The organism is Rudanella lutea DSM 19387 (assembly GCF_000383955.1).
Lineage (GTDB): Bacteria > Bacteroidota > Bacteroidia > Cytophagales > Spirosomataceae > Rudanella > Rudanella lutea.
In genome coordinates this window covers 1,420,275-1,436,138 of record NZ_KB913013.1, presented here as the reverse complement: position 1 = coordinate 1,436,138, position 15,864 = coordinate 1,420,275, and the positions used below count along the sequence as shown (strand labels likewise).

13 protein-coding genes are annotated in these 15,864 nt (G+C 55.4%); 7 read left to right on the top strand and 6 right to left on the bottom strand.

Going from position 1 to position 15,864, the window contains the following annotated elements; translation table 11 throughout:
- The first annotated feature begins 100 nt into the window (after positions 1–100).
- The 3 genes from RUDLU_RS0106105 to RUDLU_RS0106095 all read left to right on the top strand — a co-directional run bounded on the left by RUDLU_RS0106105 (position 101) and on the right by RUDLU_RS0106095 (position 4,788).
- On the top strand, positions 101–2,530 hold the full coding sequence (locus tag RUDLU_RS0106105; RefSeq protein ID WP_019987470.1) for a carboxypeptidase regulatory-like domain-containing protein: 2,430 nt from the start codon (positions 101–103) through the stop codon (positions 2,528–2,530).
- A 174-nt stretch (positions 2,531–2,704) separates the two neighbouring features.
- A complete protein-coding gene (locus RUDLU_RS0106100) occupies positions 2,705–3,628 on the top strand; it encodes a PorP/SprF family type IX secretion system membrane protein (RefSeq protein ID WP_019987469.1) in 924 nt (307 codons plus the stop codon).
- Between the two features lie 95 nt (positions 3,629–3,723).
- Positions 3,724–4,788, top strand: coding sequence for an AAA family ATPase (locus RUDLU_RS0106095; protein WP_019987468.1), 1,065 nt, complete (start codon positions 3,724–3,726; stop codon positions 4,786–4,788).
- Positions 4,789–4,901: 113 nt separating this feature from the next.
- Here RUDLU_RS0106095 and RUDLU_RS0106090 read toward each other — a convergent pair whose 3' ends face one another.
- The 6 genes from RUDLU_RS0106090 to RUDLU_RS0106065 form a co-directional block, all read right to left on the bottom strand.
- On the bottom strand, positions 4,902–6,353 hold the full coding sequence (locus RUDLU_RS0106090) for an MFS transporter (RefSeq protein ID WP_019987467.1): 1,452 nt from the start codon (positions 6,351–6,353) through the stop codon (positions 4,902–4,904).
- Positions 6,354–6,441: 88 nt separating this feature from the next.
- Positions 6,442–7,230, bottom strand: a complete 789-nt coding sequence (locus tag RUDLU_RS0106085; protein WP_019987466.1) for a hypothetical protein — start codon at positions 7,228–7,230, stop codon at positions 6,442–6,444.
- A gap of 161 nt (positions 7,231–7,391) precedes the next feature.
- On the bottom strand, positions 7,392–8,462 hold the full coding sequence (locus tag RUDLU_RS0106080) for a M42 family metallopeptidase (protein WP_019987465.1): 1,071 nt from the start codon (positions 8,460–8,462) through the stop codon (positions 7,392–7,394).
- Between the two features lie 127 nt (positions 8,463–8,589).
- Positions 8,590–9,693, bottom strand: a complete 1,104-nt coding sequence (locus RUDLU_RS0106075; protein WP_019987464.1) for an aldose epimerase family protein — start codon at positions 9,691–9,693, stop codon at positions 8,590–8,592.
- 251 nt (positions 9,694–9,944) lie between these two features.
- A complete protein-coding gene (locus RUDLU_RS0106070; protein WP_019987463.1) occupies positions 9,945–10,763 on the bottom strand; it encodes a universal stress protein in 819 nt (272 codons plus the stop codon).
- Positions 10,764–10,935: 172 nt separating this feature from the next.
- Complete coding sequence (locus tag RUDLU_RS0106065) at positions 10,936–11,268, bottom strand: hypothetical protein (protein ID WP_027302808.1); 333 nt, start codon at positions 11,266–11,268, stop codon at positions 10,936–10,938.
- A 217-nt stretch (positions 11,269–11,485) separates the two neighbouring features.
- Between RUDLU_RS0106065 and RUDLU_RS0106060 the strand changes: the two genes are divergently transcribed.
- From RUDLU_RS0106060 to RUDLU_RS0106045, 4 genes are all read left to right on the top strand, one after another.
- Positions 11,486–12,883, top strand: coding sequence for a glycoside hydrolase family 140 protein (locus RUDLU_RS0106060; protein WP_027302807.1), 1,398 nt, complete (start codon positions 11,486–11,488; stop codon positions 12,881–12,883).
- A gap of 197 nt (positions 12,884–13,080) precedes the next feature.
- A complete protein-coding gene (locus RUDLU_RS0106055; protein WP_019987460.1) occupies positions 13,081–13,788 on the top strand; it encodes an orotidine 5'-phosphate decarboxylase / HUMPS family protein in 708 nt (235 codons plus the stop codon).
- 12 nt (positions 13,789–13,800) lie between these two features.
- Positions 13,801–14,826, top strand: a complete 1,026-nt coding sequence (locus RUDLU_RS0106050; protein ID WP_019987459.1) for a zinc-binding dehydrogenase — start codon at positions 13,801–13,803, stop codon at positions 14,824–14,826.
- A gap of 198 nt (positions 14,827–15,024) precedes the next feature.
- Entirely contained in the window at positions 15,025–15,801 is a 777-nt protein-coding gene (locus RUDLU_RS0106045; protein ID WP_019987458.1) for an SDR family NAD(P)-dependent oxidoreductase, read from the top strand.
- Positions 15,802–15,864: the final 63 nt, after the last annotated feature.

Genomic DNA, 15,864 nt, shown 5'->3' with positions numbered 1-15,864 from the left:
TCAGAGGTATATTCTTTATGGATGCCCAACGGCACTGTCGAGAATATACCTTTTTTGTTGCCCGACGGTTCGGTATACCGACTCCCAACACCTACAGTGTATGTTACGTACCTCTAAACACGCCCTCTGGCTGTGGCTGGGACTGCTGGCTACCCCGGCCCTGTCGCAGTCGATTGTCAAACAAGCTGACCGCCAGTTCGATATGCTGGCGTATTCTAAAGCGGCTGATCTGTATGAGCAGGCCCTGCAAACCAACACAGTCGTATCGAAAGCCGATGTGCGGGCGGCCCGTGCCAAACTGGCCTACAGCTATCGGCAGGTACGCGATACCCAATCGGCTGAGCGCGTTTATCGGGAGTTGATCGCCGATGGTGATCTGCCCACCGAGTATGCGCAGTGCTATTTGTACTATGCGCAGGCGCTGGCCAGCAACGGCAAGTACCGCGAGGCCCAGGAAGCCTACGAGAAATACAATGCCGTGCAGAAAGACGACTCGCGTGGCCCTACTTTTTCAAAGCTGTACCGCGATGTCAGTGTGCTGTCGCGCAATGCAGGTAGCTACAAAGTTGACTTCCTCAACGTCAATACCAACAAAGCTGAATTTAGCCCGATGCTGTACAAAGACGGTTTTGTTTTTGTATCGACACAGGGCAATGACAATAAGCTATTGAAGCGGGTTTTCAACTGGAACGAAACCCCGTTTCTGGATTTGTACTACATGCCCGAGCGTAAAAGTGTGAAGGCGGTAAAAACGGCCAGTGTAGGCGGTACCAAAGCAACGGCTCAAACCACACGCACAAACCAGGGAACGCGGGCGCTGGGTCGCGACGAGTACACGCCCCCCACGTCCAACGATTCACGAACGGTGGGACACTTTGGCGGTATCAATGTCAACGAGGGACTGGGATACGAAGATAAGCCCATCACCGAATCGGCCCGGTTTAGCCAATCGCTCAACACCAAGTACCACGAGGGGCCAGCCACGTTCAGTAAAGATGGTACACGCGTTATTTTTACCCGGAATAACTATACGGATGGTAAATACCGCGAGTCGTCGGATGGAGTCAATAAGCTCAAACTCTACGCAGCCGAGCAGAAAAACGGTGTGTGGGCCGAGGCCAAAGAATTAGTTTTTAACAGCAATGAATACTCAACGGGTCACCCCTCGCTGGGTCCTGGCGCCAACGGTGAACCCGATCAGATGCTCTACTTTGCGTCGGATATGCCCGGCGGGTTCGGTGGAACGGATATTTACGTGGCACGTTGGGAGAAAGACCGCTGGGGAACGCCCGTTAATCTGGGGCCTGAGGTGAACACCAAAGGGAATGAACTATTCCCGTTTGTAGACGAGAAAGGCAGTTTGTACTTCTCGTCAGACGGTCATGCCGGTCTGGGCGATCTGGATATCTTCTTCGCACCCATGTCGAATGATGGTCTGAAAGCCAAAACGGTGATCAATATGGGTGAGCCCATCAATTCAAACAAGGATGACTTTGGCATTGTGACAGACGGCGAACGGAAGCTGGGGTACTTCAGCAGCAACCGCCGAAATGGAGGTGCCGACGATGATATTTACCGCTTCCGGCGCGAGGGCTCGGCCTTCCCCTGTCGCGAGCTGGTGGTTGTGGTGGTCGATGCGCAGTCAAAAGCCCCTTTGGCAAATGCCTCGCTGGCGGTTGAAGACACCGACAATGCAAGCGACAAACGCGAGCTGAAAACAGATGCCGAAGGAAACGTACGTATTTGTCTCGACCCCGACAATGAGTTCCGGTTCCTGGCCAGCAGCGAAGGGTATCAGGACAATAAAATTGGTTTCTCCAGCCACTCGTTGCAGGATGACCAGCCTACTCGGCTCGAAATTCCCCTTGCCAAGCCTGTCCCCATCGAACCGGTGGTGGCTAAAAACACGCTACGGGGCCGCGTAACCACCCAACTGGACAAGAAACCCATTGCGGGTGTGAAAGTGGTGCTGCGCAACGAATGCGACGGTACAACGCAGGAGGTAATCACGGGCGAAGATGGCTCGTACAGCTTCGAAACCAAAGCAGGCTGCGACTACACCCTGGAGGCCATGAAAGACAACATGGGTACTATGGGCAGTAAGATTAACAAAGAGGGCGTTGGCACAACCGATCTGGTGATGTTTAAGAAGGGCGATGTCATCAAGGTAGAAAACATCTACTACGACCTCAACAAGTTTAACATCCGTACCGATGCGGCTGCGGAACTGGATAAGCTGGTTGAGTTAATGAAAAAGTATCCTTCCATGACCATCGAAATGCGGTCGCATACGGATAGCCGGTCAAGTGCACAATACAACAAAACATTGTCGAGCAACCGGGCCAAAGCGGCCGTGGCGTATCTGAAGTCGAAAGGTATTAAGCCAACCCGGCTTGTGGCCAAAGGATACGGCGAGAGCCTGCTCGTAAACAAGTGTAAAGACGGTGTAAACTGCCCCGAAGAGGAGCACCAGCAGAACCGACGGACCGAAATCAAGATTTTGTCGTTGGCTGAGGGAGCGAAGAAGTAAACCGTTTGCGTGCGTATCGATTTGCCGTTGGTTTCGAATCTGTAGCCCGTTTGGGCGCGGTATTTCGGGCCGGTAGCCAGTCGGTACGCACGTTGTTTTTGTGAAGAATCTGCCGGTAGGAATAGGAAAGTTGGCTGGTATAGGCGAATTTTCAGGACGTTTCATCCCTCAACTATGGCTTCCGTTTACCAACGTATTGCGTTTCTGCTTGTGCTTGGGTGTGCTTTGGTCGTGCCCGCAAAAGCCCAGAAAGAAGTTCTGTATTATCAGTATCAGTTCAATCCGATGGCGATAAACCCGGCCTATGCCGGCAACCGCGAGACCATGCACCTGACGGCCATGTTTCGCCGGAAGATGTTTAATCTGGCACAGGGGCAAGGCTTTCGGGGTGGTGGCGCATCGCCCGTGACACAGAGTCTGGCCATCGACGGGGCCGTGGCCGATGCCAAAATTGGCCTTGGCCTGCAAGCCCTCAACGACCGGATGAGCACGTTCAGTACCACCGGAATCTACGCCAGCGCGGCTTACTGGATGAACCTGCCCAACGACGCCAGCCTGTCCGTTGGGGCTACCGGTGGGGTTAGTTTTTTGCCCGTAGGCGACTTGCTCACCGTTGTCAACAAGGCTTTTCCGAGCGTGGGGTTTGGGGTGTATTACCAGTCTGACACGTTTTTCGGTGGGGTATCCATGCCGGAGTTTATCGCCAAAGAATACCAATTAGCGGGCCGTACCTTGTTCCGGTCGGCACGCCCTTTATTCGTACAACTGGGTACGAAGCTCCAGCCGGTCGAAGATTTGTTGCTGTACCCGTCGGTGCTGGTCACGCAGGCGCAGGGCCGCCCACTTGGCACCGACTTCAACGCCAAAGCGTGGTATCGGGAAAAAGTGGGCGTGGGGTTGTCGTACCGGCGCAACAGCCTCGGCTTTACACCACTTAGCTATCTGCAAATTTCGGGTGAGTACCAGCTTACCAACCCCATCCGGCTCGGTATTACGTACAACACCCAGACGCCCGAAGCCCCGGTCAATACGTTTCAGCGGGGTGTGGTTGAGCTACTGTTTCGGTACACGCCAAATCTGGAAGGATTTACGTTTTAACTTTGTAAGCCGCCGTGAATCCGCAAGGGTCATGACGGCTGTCTAATGGCCCCTACGCCTGTCAACCGTTGAAAGCGCAACACTCTCTTCACTGGATGAACGATAGCTCACCCGTGCCCGCTACGATTCATAATTTGTATATCCCGAACGACTTAGAACGCGAGTTTCCTATTGCGCCGTACTTTGTGCAGACGTTTGGGGGCTACCCGAATTACATCTATTTCAGTGATGATTTCCGGCCTGCCCTGCGCGAGTGGCTCGTGGAGCGGCAGTTTACCCCGATCAATGCGTCGATGCGGCTGAACGAACAAGGTTGGCACGTTGCTGAGCAGATTTACCAGCACGAGAAGGGGGTGGTGCTGAAGCTGGAGTTCTTGGGGGATCGTTTCTGCCGAATGCAGGGACTGTACCGCGATGAAGAAACCATGCGAGCCTTGCTCGATGGGGCATACAGCTTCAAGTACGAGCACGAGGAAAATCAGACCCACATTTACCTTATTCAGAGTGGATTGGGCGGGCTACACACCGAACGGGTCGATATTGTGCCGCCCGATATTGACGTGAACCTGCACTATAACGACGATTTTGCCCCCGTCCACGACAGGCTGCTCAATCTGTTGCAACTGCCCAAATCGAAAGGGCTGGTGCTGCTGCATGGCGAGCCGGGTACGGGCAAAACAACGTACATTAAGCTGCTCAGTTCGCTGGTCAAGAAGGATATGCTCATTCTGCCGCCCTACATGACCAATTTCCTCACATCGCCCGAGTTTATTCCCTTTTTGCTGGATCACCGCGAATCGGTACTCATTATTGAAGATGCCGAGCGGATTCTGCAATCGCGCGAGGCAGGGGGCGATACCAACAGCGTATCGAATATTCTAAACCTGACGGATGGCCTGTTGGCCGATTGCATGCACATTCAGGTAATTGCGACGTTCAATGCCAGCAAAAGCCTGCTCGACAAAGCCTTGCTGCGGAAAGGTCGTTTGATGGTCGATTATGCCTTCGGTAAGCTCTCCGAAGATAAAGCCAACCGTTTGCTGGCTCATTTGGGTCATGCCCACCGCACCGACGAGCCCATGACGCTGGCCGATATTTTCAACCTCGAAACCCAGACTGTGTCGGGCGAGCGCACCGACCGGGGGAAAGTGGGATTTTAACGTCCTTGGCAACTTCGGGCTACTCCTAAACCATAAGCCCAAAACGATAAACGGGGCTGGCGTCGGTTTATATTCCGATGCCAGCCCCGTTTATTTTTTGTCGAAAGCAAGTCTTAGTGACCGCCTTTAGCCGGTTTCACGGCCTGATCGAAGTCGATGCCTTGTTTACGGAGCACCTGCGATACGCGGAACCCGAAGAAGAACAGATAGCCAAAGCAAAGCAGTGCCACGGCATACGAGTTGTGAATCCCGATGGTGTCGGCCACTTTCCCTTGAACAACCGGAATAATAGCCCCACCCAGAATCATCATGATGAGGTAAGCTGAACCCTGATTGGTGTATTTGCCCAGACCCGCCGTGCCCAGCGAGAAAATACTGGGCCACAGCACCGAGCAGAAAAGACCCCCGCTGATGAAGGCATAGAGGGCCACGTCGCCCGTGGTGAGCAAGCCAATGAGCATCGCTAAACCACCCAAACCGGTAAAGATCAGCAGGGTACGAACGGGCTTTTCGTCGCTGGCAAAAAACGCCCCGATTACTACCAGTACACAGATCGCGTAGGGGTACATAACACTGATGTCGGAGCCGCTGATGGCGGTTACGCCGAGTACAATACCGAAGGCCACAAACGGTACCACAAACATCAGAATCCGTTTGGTGGTCAGGCTCAGGTCGAAGTTAGGAATCGAAGCCGTCCAGCGGCCAATCATCATACTACCCCAGAAAAGCGATACAAACGGCGAAATCTGCGACGAGGTCAGGTTGCGGGTTTCGGCCAGGTACTCACCGAGGTTACTGCCGATGGTCACTTCTACGCCTACGTACACAAAAATGGCAATCATACCCAGAATCAGCTGCGGGTATTTGAGTACACCGGTGCCTACCTCTACTTCCTCGTCGTTGGTGATGCGGGGCAGTTTAGAGACCCGGAAGAAAAGAGCCAAAGCTAAAAACAGGGCCCCTACAATGAGGTAGGGCACCTTAACCGATTCAACACTGGCGTTGGCTGCGGCATCGGCGGCAATAGAGCCAAAAATGGCGAGCGAAACGATAGTCGGGCCGATTGTACCCCCTAAGTTATTGACGGCCCCGCCGAGGTTGATACGTTGTGCTCCGGTGGCCGGGTCGCCGAGGGCAATCATGAAGGGCTGCGTGGCCGTTTGCTGGAGCGAGAAACCCAGCCCTACAATAAACAGGCCCGACAGCAGCAGCGCGTACGATTTCAGTTCGGCGGCCGGGTAAAACATAAGCGTACCCACGGCCGAAATAAGCAGACCGTAGATAATGCCATTTTTGTAGCCGATTCGGTTCAGAATATCGGTTTTGAGTGTGGCCGATACCAGCAGGTAAATCACCGAACCCACAAAATAAGCTGCATAAAACGCAAAGTCGATGTACTGTGCCTGGGTCTGCGAGAGCCCAAACTTGGCTTTAAACAGGGGAATCAGAATGCCGTTGGAGGCCGCCACGAAACTCCAGAAAAACCAGACGGTCATCAGCGTGTACAGGGCGGAGCGGTTGTCGGCCGTTGCGGGCGGCCGTTGCGTTTCGGTAATTGCGTTCATGCTTGCGTGAAAAGGATGTAAAACGACAAAAAAAAGGGGTATGTCGGCTAATATCAACTTAACCGGGAAGTTTATTCGGCGGGGGTAGTTATTTCGAGACCGACGGCCGAAGGGTAAACTCCTCAAACCGGAATACCTCCTGCCGCACAACCTCAAAGGTACGGTTGAGCTGACGGCTGTTTTCGAGCTGTTTAGCGTCGGCCACGCGGGCCAGAATCCCAAGCGACGTGGCCGCCCGGACCTGCGCAAAATTGTATCCTTTTTCGGCCGCGTTCGGAACCACCAGCGCCGACAAACCCCAGCCCGCCAGTTGTTTTTGCCCGGTCAGGTCGGTGCCGGTCCGGGTCAGGGCTGTTACCGAAGGCCGCCAGTCGGTTTGGGCGTCGCGTAGTTTCAGGAAATCGACCACCACGTTGAGTTGCTTATCCGGCCGGAAACCCGCTCCAAACAGGGGCGACAGGTTTTCCCAAACTTCGATCTTCACAACGGGGGCGGTTTGGCGGTCGCGCTTTTGCAGGCTGGCCATGCGCGTTTGCACACTATCGCCGTAGATTTTGGCCATAGCCGCGGGCGAGGCCCCTTTTATGCCCATTTCGGGCGACACAATGCAGGTCACATAATCGTACTCCGTCGGGTTGGGGTTCGACGACATCTGCTTGACCATCATGTGCCAGCCGATGAGTTTACCCTCGTCGACGGCGGCCTGATTGATGGCCCGCCATTCGCGTTCGACCGGTAGGGCGTCCTGAATGGTCATGCCCGGTGCAAGCTTGTGGTAAATCAGGTAGGTGTACGTTTGCGGGGCTTGCGGAGTCTGGGCCAGAACGGGCGAAACGAACAGGGTTACGAAGAGGAGAAAGAGCGTAGAGCGTATCACGGTTGGGGAGTTGGTATCGTGTTAAAACCCCATAGCCACCTGCTTTCTACTGGTTGCGCCGTTTGGTTGCCCAAGGTGGGCGCTGGTGATGGGTTGCGTAGCGATGTCATCTCGTTTGGAGAGATGACATCGCTACACGCCCTAATTAGCTCTAAACCTATTTACTTGATATACCGGAAATCCTCGTTGCCTTTGAGGCTAAGCAACACTTCGTACATCAGCTTGATTACATTGTCTACATCGTCTTTATGCACGGTTTCGACGGTGGTGTGCATGTATTTGAGCGGCAGCGAAATGAGCGCGGAGGCCACGCCCTCGGCCGCATACGCAAAGGCGTCGGTGTCCGTACCCGTCGACCGGCTGACGGCCTGCCGCTGGAACTTGATCTCCTTCTGCTGGGCTACATCGATCATAAAATCGAGTACGTTGTTTTGTACGGCTGGTCCGTAGCATAGCACCGGGCCGTCGCCACATTTCAGGTCGCCCTGCTCTTTTTTGTCGTACTTCGGCGACTGCGTGTCGTGCGTAACATCGGTGCAGATAGCGAGGTCGGGCTTAAGCCGACGGGCAATCATTTCGGCCCCGCGCAGGCCAATTTCTTCCTGCACCGCGTTGACAATGTACAGCGTGAAGGGCAGTTCCACGTTGTTTTCTTTGAGCAACCGAGCCACCTCGGCAATCATGAAGCCGCCCATGCGGTTGTCTAAGGCGCGGCCCACGTAGTAGCGGTTGTTCATTTCGGTCAGCCCATCCACAAACGTGCAGACGGTACCCACGTGAATGCCCATTTCTTCTACTTCAGCCTTGGTCGCAGCCCCCACGTCGATGAAGAGTTCCTTCACCTGCGGAGCGGTATCTTTCGCCAGATCGCGCACGTGGATGGCCGGCCAGCCAAATACGCCTTGCACGGTTCCTTTTTTGGTGTGCAGGTTTACGCGCATCGAGGGGGCAATGAGGGCATCGGAGCCGCCATTCCGCCGAACGTAGAGGTAGCCGTCGTCGGAGATGTAATTCACAAACCACGAAATCTCGTCGGAGTGGGCTTCAATTACGACTTTGTAGTCTTTACCCGGCCCGACGATGCCCACGGCGGTGCCGTAGGTATCCACCAGATACTCGTCGATATAGGGTTTGAGGTAGTTCAGCCAAATCTGCTGCCCCGACGATTCGAAGCCGGTTGGTGAGGCATTGTTGAGGTACTCGTACAGGAATGCTTTGCTTTGTTCGGTCATTGTGGGGTACTGAAATATGGGTCTAAAAATGCATTGAGCGCTTTTCCATAGCGGTAAACAAAATTGGCAACGAGCCCGCCCTCAGTAGGTCGCCCGTTGCCAAAAGAACGAAAAAAACGGCAAATCGTTACCGGGTACCGAACTTATAGACCGTGGTCGAGCGGTACGTCTCGCCCGGATTCAGGGTCGTTGTCGGGAAGTTGGGTTGGTTGGGTGAGTCCGGAAAATGCTGAGTTTCGAGGCAGAGCCCAAACCGGCGCGTGTACGGAACCCCCTCTTTACCCTGCAACTTGCCGTTGAGGTGGTTGGCCGTGTAGAGCTGCACGCCCGGTTCTGTAGTGTACATCTCCATCACCCGGCCGCTTTGGGGTTCGTACACCACCGCACCGAGCCGGAGCTTGTTGGCAGTGTTGGTAAACACCCAGCAGTGGTCGTAGCCGAACCCGTTGCGAATCTGCACATCGGTGGTGTCGTTGATACGGGCGCCGATGGGGGTCGACTTTCGGAAATCGAACGGAGTACCGGCCACTGACCGCAACTCACCCGTCGGAATCTGCGCCTTGTCGGTGGGCAAAAACTTGTCGGCGTTAATCATCACTTCATGGCCCAGCACATCGCGTTTCATACCGCTCAGGTTAAAGTATGCGTGGTTGGTCAGGTTTACCACGGTCGGTTTATCGGTAGTGGCCCGGTAGTCGATTCGGAGCGCGTTGTCTTTTTGCAGCGTGTACGTCACCTCCACCGCCAGCGTGCCGGGGTAGTTTTCTTCCCCGTCGGGCGAGGTGTATTGTAGTTTCAGGGCGGGCTCGGTACCGTCGACGGGTGTAGCGGCCCACAGTTTTTTGTCGAAACCAACCCGGCCGCCGTGAATATGATTACCTCCGCTATTTACGGCCAATTGGTATTCCTGCCCGTTGAGCGTGAATTTCCCTTTGGCAATCCGGTTCCCGAAACGACCAATGATAGGCCCAAAACTGGGGGTTCCTTTCACGTAATCGGCCAAGGTAGGCACCCCGAGGGTTACGGGGTCGTATTGGCCGGTTCGGTCGGCTGTCATCACCGATACAATGTACCCGCCGTAATTCGTAATCTGCACCTCCATACCTGTGCGATTGCGGAGGGTAAACAAATAGACATCGCGGCCGTCGGGTAGCTGGCCGAACACGGTTTTCTGGATACCGGCTTTGGGCGGGGTAGCCTCGGCCGGGGGAGTAGGAGGGAGTAGGCTCATCGCAGCAAGTGACACACACAATAGGGCTTTCATAACAAACAGGTAAGGGCACACAGGGCCGAATCGGCTCGGCAACGTCGGGACCACTGTACAATGAAGCCCTGCGAGCGCTATTTCTAACCAGTTTGGTGTCGGGGGAAATGGTTGGGTATCGCCCGGAGCGGGTTAAACACAAAAAAGCCGGTTAGAACCGGGGAATTACCCTCCTGCCTAACCGGACCCTACTCCTACAAGATATGTTAATGAGGCTGTTAGACCACGGCAAGCAACGGAATGTCGGTCAAACGGGCCACGCGCTGCGTCTCACCAGCGCCCAATAGGCGGGCAAACCAGCTGTGTTCCTGCGGTAACATCATGATCAGATCGGCTTTTTGAGCCCGCGCAAACGACAGGATAGCCTCGTACACGTTTTCGGCCGATTCAATCGTGAGCGTATGCGGTTGCCCGGCGGTCAGGCGTCGGATGTGCTCGGCCCGTTTCCGGGTTTCCTCGTCATCGGGCTTATCGTTGACACACAAAATGTTAACCACCGCCCCGAAGGTCCGGGCAAAGCGTAGCGCGGCATCCAGCGCAATAGCGTTGGTGGTACCCGCCAGGTCGATGGCCAACGCGACATTATCAATGCCACCGTACCGGGCCGAAGGTGGAATGAGCAGCAGAGGTACGTCGGTTTGGCCCGCCATGTCGGTGGCTACACTGCCCATGACCTGCGCCGATTGTGGAGCTGTACCCACGGTCGAAAGCACCAGCAGATCGGCTTTTTCGTCGTGCGCGACGGCCAGAATAGCCTCGCGGGTGCCCCCTTCTTTCGCAATCGCCCGAATGTGGATGTGGGCGTTTTCGGGGGTACGGAGCTTCTCGCCCAGTTTTTTCAGGGCGCGGAGGCTTTCCTCGCGTGCTTCCGTGATACTGAGCGGAAAATCGCCCACTTTGATGGGGTTTTCGGGGAACAGCTGGTAGGCATTTACCAATACCAGCTGAGCGTTATGGGCTTGTGCCATCTGGAGGGCATACTGGGCCGCCCGTTCGGCATTGTCGGAAAAGTCGGTGGCTAGAACAATGGTCTTCATCTAATTTGCTTAGAAGCTATTTGAGTTATCGATTTGAGACGAAAAGTAGTGGATTTTGTGCTTCGGCCAGGCACTTTTTGAGAGCGTAGCTGAAGCTACGGACGAAAAAAGTAACGCAGGCGAAGTGCAAAAGACGCACTTTGCGGCCAAAGACATTAACTCAAATAGCTTCTTAGAGTATGTTGACCAAAATTAAAGCAAGATGAATGAGCAGGCTAACCCCGAACGACGGAAAGATATACTTCACGTGCATAGCGCCCAGAATGGGAACCAGCACGAGCAGAAAGCTCAGATTACCCACCAGCAGTTGCCAGTCGCTGCCATTGAAGAAAAACATGGTGATCAACAGCGCTGGGGTCAGAATACAACCCTGAAACATAAGGGCCGAAGCTGCCCAGCCAATGCGGTTGAACTCCGCTTTTTCAACAAAGGCGTTGTAGGCCGCCAACAGGCCATTTGAGGTGGTTGATGGTGAAGTCGAAACGGAGTGTGATAACGTTGCCATGTCTGTATTGCGTTGTGATTGCGTCTGATTGACACTACAAAACAAGCATCTGGCGGGTCGGCGCTACATGACCGTTATCAGCTCAAAACCTGATTTATCACCAGAACGGAGCGGCTGGGCAATAGGGTGGTAGTGCGTAATAATTGTGGGAGGCAAAAGGGTAGTTTAGGGCGTCTGGCGCTTTGTACCTGTGACTGCTCAAATCTCCAAATCTGATATGAAACGTTGGCTCACTCTGATGGCTCTGTTGGCCCATAGTTACGTCTATGCACAGGGTACCCTGTCGCATGGCCCCCTCCGGGTGTCCGACAATAGCCGGTATCTGGTTCACCGTGATGGGACGCCCTTTTTCTGGCTTGGCGATACCGCCTGGGAACTGTTTCACCGGCTTAACCGCGACGAGGCCGAACGCTATTTCAAACGCCGGGCCGAACAGGGCTTTACCGTGATTCAGGCTGTGGCACTGGCTGAAATCGATGGGCTGAACGACCCCAACGCCTTGGGCGACAAACCTCTGATCGACAACGATCCCGCCAAACCCAACGAAGCCTATTTTAAACACGTTGACTACCTCATTGAGCGGGCTGCCGCCAATGGGCTTGTAATCGGGCTGTTGCCAACCTGGGGTGATAAACTGTTTAAGGCGGGGTGGGGCGTGGGCCCCGAGATATTCAATGTCCAAAATGCCCGTGTTTACGGTCGCTGGATTGGTAATCGCTACAAAGACCGGCCCAACATCGTCTGGATTCTTGGGGGCGACCGTACCCCCCGCGACAACTCCGATGATGTGGCCGTTTGGCGGGCCATGGCCGACGGCCTGATCGAGGGCGTGGGTGGGCACGACAAGGCGTTGGTGAGTTTTCACCCGCAGCCGAATGCCCTCGAAATGGGTGGCTCGTCGCACTGGTTTCATGCCGATCGATGGCTCGATTTCAACATGCTCCAAAACGGACATTGCCGCGATACGCCGACCTACGACAAAATCGCGTTCGTCTATAGCCGCACGCCCACAAAACCCGTGATCGATGCCGAACCGATTTACGAAGACCACCCCGTTTGCTTCAATGTCAATGATCTGGGCTTGTCCAATGCCTACGATGTGCGTAAGTACGCGTACCTTGATCTGTTTGCGGGCGCACACGGCCATACGTACGGTTGCCACGACGTATGGCAGATGTACGCGCCGAACCGGAAAGCGATCAACGGTGCCCGGATTCCGTGGAACGAGGCCCTAAACCTGCCCGCAGCCAATCAGATGCGGTTTGTGCGGCAACTGATGACCTCGCGCCCCGTGCTCGACCGGGTGCCCGATCAATCGCTGGTTCAGGAAGCGAACTACGGCCCCGCCGACCGGATTCAGGCCACACGCGGCAACGACTACGCCTTTGTGTACACCGCAGCCGGTCGGCCGTTTACGGTGCAGGCGGGTAAGCTGTCGGGCGGTGAGTGGGTAGCCAACTGGTACGACCCGCGCAAGGGCGAAACCAAACCGGCCGGTACGTTTGCCAACAAAGGGCCGCAGAAATTTACCCCTCCCAGTAGTGGCTACGGGCAGGACTGGGTGCTGATTCTCGACGAGGCCTCCCGAAAGTACCCCATGCCCCGCCCCCAATAGCCCGTATCCGTCCAGCGTCAGTACTACTAACTCTGGCGTCATTCAATCACTCATTGACGTAAGGGAATAAAAAATGTAAAATGCACAATAGATAATTGTGTTTCCTGCTGATAATCAGCTATTTCGTTGTGCATTTTGTGCTGTTCATTATACATTGTACACGGTTCATTATACATTTAATTCTGCTTCACCACCTAATGAAACCCATTGTTCAAATCTCACTGGACTTAACCAACATCGACGAGGCTCTCGAAACGGCCGCATTGGCTATGCGGGCCGGGGTCGACTGGCTCGAAGCAGGTACCCCGCTTATTCTGGCCGAGGGCCTGCACGGCGTTCGCAAACTCCGCGAAGCCTTTCCGGGCGTGCCTATCGTGGCTGATCTTAAAACGATGGATGGCGGCTATCTCGAAGCCGAAATGATGGCCAAAGCCGGGGCTACCCACGTGGTTGTGATGGCCCGCGCCCATGCCGAAACCATTAAGTGCGTGGTGCAGGCCGGGCGTGATTTCGGCGTGAAGGTCATGGGCGACAATATGGTGTGCCCCGACATGGTGGAGGGGGCCAAATGGCTCGAAGACCTCGGCTGTGATTACGTGATTCACCACATCGGCTACGACGAACGGCGCGGTATTGCGGCCGCCGGTCATCGAATGCCCAGCCCGCTCGACCAACTCCGCGAGGTGGTACAGGCCGTACGGGTGCCGGTGCAGGCTGTGGGTGGGCTCACCCTCGAACAGGCCATCCGCTGCCCGGAGTTCGGGGCCCCGCTCGTGGTGCTGGGTGCTCCGCTTACCATCGACGCCGACGCCTTCAAAACGGCCGATGGTGATCTGGAGAGCTCGCTCCGGCTCATTTGCGAAAAAATACACGCCTACGGCGATGTAGCGGTTGGTCAGGCTTAACTTACTCCATCCATGAAATCAGCAGCAGTAGTTAATTACGCGCCCGAACGCGGTTCGGTCGAAATCCGCGAACTTGATTGCCCCACCATTGGCGATGACGATGTATTGCTCGAAGTAGCCGCTGTGGGCGTTTGCGGCAGCGACCTCCATCAGTGGACGGCCGACCATAGCTGGCCGGTCAATTACCCCGTGGTGCTGGGGCACGAGTTCGGCGGTCATATCGTCGAGCTGGGCAAGCGGGTGGTGGGCTGGCAGGAAGGCGACCGGGTGGTGAGCGAAACAGCCGCCATCATCGACCCCAACAACCCCATGTCGCGGCAGGGACTGTATAACCTCGACCCAACCCGCAAAGGGTTTGGCTACGGAGTCAACGGGGCCATGACCCGGTATGTACGTGTGCCTGCCCGGTGTCTGCACCGCGTACCCGATTCGCTCCCGTTTGAGCAGGCCTGCCTCACCGAACCTTGCTGTGTGGCCTTCAATGCCGTGGTCGAAAACACCCGGCTCAAACCCGGCGACCGGGTGCTGGTGCTGGGACCCGGCACCATCGGGATTCTGTGCGCGGCTATGGCTCGCCTGTGCGGGGCCGAGGTGGCCGTGGTGGGTCTCGAAGCCGACCGGCACCGACTTAATATTGCCCGGCAGTACGGCTGCGAAGCCATCGTGGGCGACGCCACGGCCTGGACCCGGCAGCGCGACGGCCTCGGGGCCGATGTGGTGATCGACGCAGCCGGGGTGAGTGCTACCCTGCAAGCCGCCCTGCAACTGGTTCGGCCCAATGGCCACATTACCAAAGTAGGGTGGGGGCCACAACCACTCGGTTTTTCGCTCGATCCGCTGGTGCAGAAAAACGTAACCCTGCAAGGTAGTTTCAGCCATAATTGGCCGATCTGGGAGCGGGTCATTGCTCTACTTGCGGGCCGGCAGCTCGACGTGCGGCCCATAATCGGTGGGGTTTGGTCGGTGACCGACTGGCACGAAGCCTTTGAGCAAATGCATACCGGTGCTGTAGTGAAAAGTGTATTGAAGCCTGTTTGAACGGCTTTTTGGGTTGGGTGTTAAGTGAATGAATAATGTAAAATGTATAATGAACAATTGTATTACCTGCTGACAATCAGCTATCTTATTATACATTTTACACTATTCATTTTACATTTAATTCTGTCTGACTACTTAGATAGCGAATCTGACACCAACCCAAAAACTAGGAACCCAAAACCATAAACGTACTCCCGTATGCGGTTAGCCGGTAAAGTAATCTTAGTAACGGGCAGTTGCACCGGTATCGGCAAAGCCATTGCCCAGCGGTGCGTGGCCGAGGGCGCACGCGTGCTGATTCATGGGTTGGAACCCGATTGGGGAGAGGCCTTAGTGCAGGAGCTTGGTTCCGAAAAAGCCGTGTTTGCCCATGCCGACCTGGCCGAGGCCGAAACGCCCGCTAAACTCGTTGAGCTGACCCTGCAAACGTTTGGGCGGCTCGATGCCGTGGTTAATAATGCGGCTATGGTGGTGTCGTCCAACATCGAAACCACCGATCTGACCTTTTTCCGGCGGGTGCTCGATGTGAATACATTAGCCCCTTTCGCACTCATGCAGGCGGCCTTGCCCCACCTGACCAAAACCAGCGGCTGTGTGCTTAACATCGGTTCGGTCAATGCCTGGAGTGGTGAGCCGAATCTGTTGGCCTACAGTGTGTCGAAGGGCGCGCTGATGACTCTCACCCGCAACCTCGGTGATACCCTGTTTCGGGAGTTTGGTGTGCGGGTCAATCAGATCAATCCGGGTTGGGTGCTGACCGAAAAAGAGGCCCAACGCAAGCAGGAGCAGGGGCAACCCGCCAATTGGTACGAAACCATCGCGCCGGTATTTGCGCCCTCGGGCCGGATTTTGTGGCCCGCCGAAATCGCAGCGGCCGCCGTGTACTGGCTCTCCGACGAGAGTGGCCCCATCAGCGGTCAGGTTGTCGATCTGGAGCAGTACCCATTGCTTGGCCGCAATCCACCGAAACACTGAATGGTAGGAGATTGAGTGGTTGGGTGACGGGCCGATGCAACGGCGGATCACGACACACTCTTT